This window comes from Veillonella sp. AS16, from assembly GCF_000517785.1.
GTDB lineage: Bacteria > Bacillota > Negativicutes > Veillonellales > Veillonellaceae > Veillonella > Veillonella denticariosi.
The window spans coordinates 1-4,489 of sequence record NZ_AZYX01000001.1; the positions used below are offsets into that span (position 1 = coordinate 1).

Here is a 4,489-nt window from a genome sequence, read left to right on the forward strand (position 1 = left end):
CGTCCCCCTCAAAGGGACTGCTTAAATATAATATCATTTCCACATACTCATGTCAACAGAATTTCTCTGAATTTCACCTTATTTTTTAAGAACTTTTACACCCTATCTTTTACTTATTTTAATAAACTATTTTTGCCGAATTTCACGCAAACAAAAGAGGCCGCAACAGAACGCATTACTGCATTCTGTTACAGCCTCTTGCCTATATGACAGTGAGTCAATAGAATCCCTTATTGGCATCTTATTATATAATTAAAAACTATTATATTATATTGTAAATAATTCACTAGATTACAAAAACAGCATAATCTATATAAGAGAGAATTATCCATATTATATAAGAGAGAACTCTCCATATAGCAAATTAATTATATATTACGTGCGAATTAATTGTTTTCTTCCTGAATCGCTTCACGAAGATTGATTTCATGCATATCTCTAGCAGAAGGTTCCTCTGCAGACATATTTCTTACAGTTTGTTTTGTAGCAAACCAAACCGCTTCATTCATGTAATGACGCAATTCTTCATTCGATACATGCTCTTGATCTTGAGCCATGATATCAAGCATAGCATCTTCCAATGCCTGCGCTTCTTCATCAGTCAAAGGACCGCCGACGGCCTTTTGTTTTTGAAGCAATTCATTCATGCGGTCAACCATGCTGCGCAATACGTTATAGCCATAGCTGTTTGTGAAACCTTTTTCCTCATCATATTTAGGGAATGTATAATAGCTATACTCATTTTTATTGCGGTTTTCAGCATTCCAGTTCAACGCAGTCTCTTGGCCATGTACATAGCCCAAAGAATGTTTACGGAAATAATCAGCATAATTATGCTTATCTTTAGAGTGTAACCATTTAGATTCCTCTTTAGTCAACTCTTGATGATCCTTCTTTTTGCTTTCAGCCAGAGCAATGTGTTTTTCCGCATTTTCCCATGCTTTCACAAATTCATGGATACCTTGTACAGCCTGAGGGCTGGCCACAGGAATCAATACGACGGAACCTTGTGTCGGCATTTTAGTCGGATTTGGTAAAAGCAATGGATCATCATATGTAGCAGGCGCTGCATTAACCTGCAATGCGCCACTGCCGAATAATACTGCCGCTGTGAAAGCAAGCAAAGTGGATTTTTTCATTATCTATTCCTCTTTTCTATCAACGAATTAATCGGGTGGGAGGACTCCCCCGAAAGGGAATCCTCAGCCCGTAATGATCAGAATGAACGTATTATAAACCTAGTCTTGCCATCATTGCAGCAATATTAGCTTTCATTTGTTCATTTTCAGCTTTCAAATCAGCTACTTCACCTTTTAATCCTTGATTTTCAGCTTTCATTGCAGCAAGTTCACGTTGCATTGCATATGTGGAACTGATAGGTCCTTTGCGATAACGATCTGCAGTTTGTGCTTCGCCATCCTTGTTGCCTACTTTCCAGGTTACACCGGCATTCGCCATCATATGGCTGTCGCCGCCTGCCCAAGCCAAACCGGCATGTAACATCATGGATTCATTTTTGTAATGAGCCACGCCTAATGCCAATGCGGAGTCGCCATGGTAGTTACCATAACCCGCCATGATTTGAGTAGGTTCGTAAGGATCATAAGCCATAGGTTTCAACGCGGATAACGCGGAGGACATAGCACCAACTTGACGAACTTCGCTAACAACATTGTTCATACTGTTAGCTACACGGTAAAGTTGGGAACCGTTAACTGCATCAGTGGAACTGGAGCTAACTTCACCAGGCGCCACGTTGGTAATCTTATTGCCGCCGTTGTTCAAACCGGAGCTTGTTAAGGATACGCTGCCACCGCCATTATTCTTGATCGTGATACCGTTACCGTTCTGTACGGTTGTATGACCGGAATTATCCGTAGTTGTAATGGAGTTGATACCGGTAATATCTTTCGCCAAGCGAACATTCAAGCTGCCGTTATTGTCGGAAACAACACCGATATTGTTTGCAGTGGAAAGTTTGCTTTGGTCTGTAATACCACCTTTGATGGTTACTTTTTGACCTAAGTCACGATGGAATTCACCGGTGTCGCCTGCGAAGTCCAAACCGGCTTTCTTAACACCGTCAATACTGTTCTTCAAGTCGCCGATGTTTGCACCGTTTGTCAAGCTGCCGCTATTATCAGCGATATTGTTGATATTTTCACCTGCTGCAAAACCGCTTGCCATATTAACAACTTGATTACCGCCATTGTTCAAGCCTTTTGCCGTTAAGGATACAGCATTACCGGATGCAGGAGTAATAGTAACGCCGTCGCTAGTAACACTTGTAGTTTTGTTATCCTTACCGGCAACTGTTACGCCTTTACCATTAGTTACAGTTGTATTACCGTCATTATCCTTAGTTGTTACACTCTTAAGGTTCAACTCATCATTGATATCAACAGTGTATGTTTTAGACCCGTCTGCATTAGGCTTAGAAGTTACAGTTGTATTACCGCTCTTACCTGCTTCTACTCTTGTAGTAGCTGCCGCCATGCTGCTCTTCAACTGTTGAACGTTAACTGCATCAGTATCATTTACACCAGCTGCCACGTTAGTAATTTTTTGGTTATTCGCGTTTAAGCCTTCGTTGGAGATATATGTCTTACCGCCTACGGACACGCCTTTATTATCAAGAACCACTTGTTTGCTTGGGTCGGAACCAACAGTTACGGAATCAAGACCTTTAAGGTTCTTAGCGAGTTTAACATTCATAGTACCATTTTCGGATACTACGCCGATGTTGCCATCTGTAAGTTTGGACTTATCAGTTACGCCGCCTTGAATATCCAATGTTTGACCGAGGTCTTTATGGATAGCATCGCCGGAGTCGCCCTTGAAGTTCAAGCCCTTCTTAGTCAAGTCTTCAGTGTTCTTATCAATTTTGTTGTCTACAACTTTCAATTGATCTTCCGTTGCAGCCTGACCGTTAGTGATCTTGTTAGGATCCCAAGTTCTGTTAGTCAAATCGTTAACAGTACCGGAACCGCCGTTGATGGTTACTTTACCGGAGTTGATAGTGCCGTTTGTACCATTGATATTTACAGCATTAGCACCTTCGCCGGCTCTAATGATACCTTTCGTACCGTCAAAATGAACCGATGTACTACCGGAACCCAATGTTACAGTGTCTTTCAAGCCCACTGTGAAAGTCTTAGCATTTGTAATCTTATCAATTTCTTCCTGAACATCGATATTCTTACCAGCTTTCACCTTAGTATCGGACGCAGCTTTCACTTCGTTCAACTGTTTAAGGTTGACAGCATCGCTATCTTCTGTACCGGCTTTAACGTTTTTGATTTGTGTATCGTTAGCATTGAAGCCGTCTTTAGTAACGAATGTATTGCCACCGATTGTCAAGCCGTTGTTGTTGATAGTCGTAGCACCGGTCGTTACGCTGTTCAAGCCTGTCAAATCTTTAGCAAGTTTAACATTCATAACACCGTCTTCGGATACTACACCGATATTATTATCTGTAAGTTTGGATTTATCGGTTACGCCACCTTTAACATCCAATGTTTGACCAAGGTCTTTATGGATAGCTTCGCCGGAGTCGCCCTTGAAGTTCAAGCCCTTCTTAGTCAAATCTTCAGTGTTCTTATCGATTTTGCTATCTACAACTTTCAATTGATCTTCTGTTGCAGCTTGACCGGAAACGATATTTCCCGGAGTCCAAGTTTTATTAGTCAAGTTGTTTACAGTACCGTTAGCACCGTTAACCAGAACTTTACCGGAAGTGATATTGCCTGTTGCACCGTCAACTGCCACTTTACCGGCATTGATTGTACCGTTTACGCCATTGATAGTTACAGCGTTAGTGCCGTTGCCGGCTTTCACGATACCTTTTGTGCCGTCAATATTAACAGCTGTATCACCGGAGCCCAAAGTTACAGTGTCTTTCAACGCAACTTTATAAGTCTTAGCTTTTGTAACAGGATCTTCTGTCTTATCGACATTGATGTTTTCGCTGCCTTCTACAGTCGTGTTAGATGCATTTTTAACTTCGTTCAATTGGTTCAAGTTAACTGCATCATTACCGTCCGTACCGGCTTTCACGTTTTTGATTTGTGTATCGTTAGCATTGAAACCGTCTTTAGTAACGAATGTCTTGCCGCCGATTGTCAAACCGTCGTTGTTGATAGTCGTAGCACCGGTTGTTACGCTTGTTAAGTCTTTCAATTCCTTGGCAAGTTTAACATCCATAACACCGTTGTTGTTAACTACGCCAATGTTATTATCTGAAAGCTTGGATGCGTCAGTAACGCCGCCTTTAATATCCAATGTCTGACCGAGGTCTTTATGGATAGCTTCGCCGGAATCGCCTTTGAAGTTCAAGCCTTTCTTAGTCAAGTCAGTGCTGTTGTCAGTGATTTTCTTATCAACAGATTTCAATTGGTCTTCTGTTGCAGCTTGACCGCTTGTGATATTTGCAGGATCCCAAGTGATGTTTGTCAAGTTGTTTACAGTACCTGTAGTACCGTTGACAGTC

Annotated in this window: 2 protein-coding genes; both read right to left on the reverse strand. The window is 41.5% G+C overall.

All coding sequences use genetic code 11. The features are described from left to right. Window positions 1-386: 386 nt before the first annotated feature. The gene (locus HMPREF1521_RS00005; protein ID WP_038114292.1) at window positions 387-1,139 is read right to left on the reverse strand and encodes a hypothetical protein; all 753 of its coding nucleotides are present in this window, start codon (window positions 1,137-1,139) and stop codon (window positions 387-389) included. Window positions 1,140-1,230: 91 nt separating this feature from the next. Continuing rightward, window positions 1,231-4,489: YadA-like family protein (locus HMPREF1521_RS00010; protein ID WP_038114295.1), on the reverse strand; the 3,259-nt coding region annotated here is incomplete at its 5' end.

What these genes read in the sequence shown, in the direction of transcription:
- HMPREF1521_RS00005 (WP_038114292.1), bottom strand. Translation starts at nt 1,139, where the DNA reads ATGAAAAAATCCACTTTGCTTGCTTTCACAGCGGCAGTATTATTCGGC.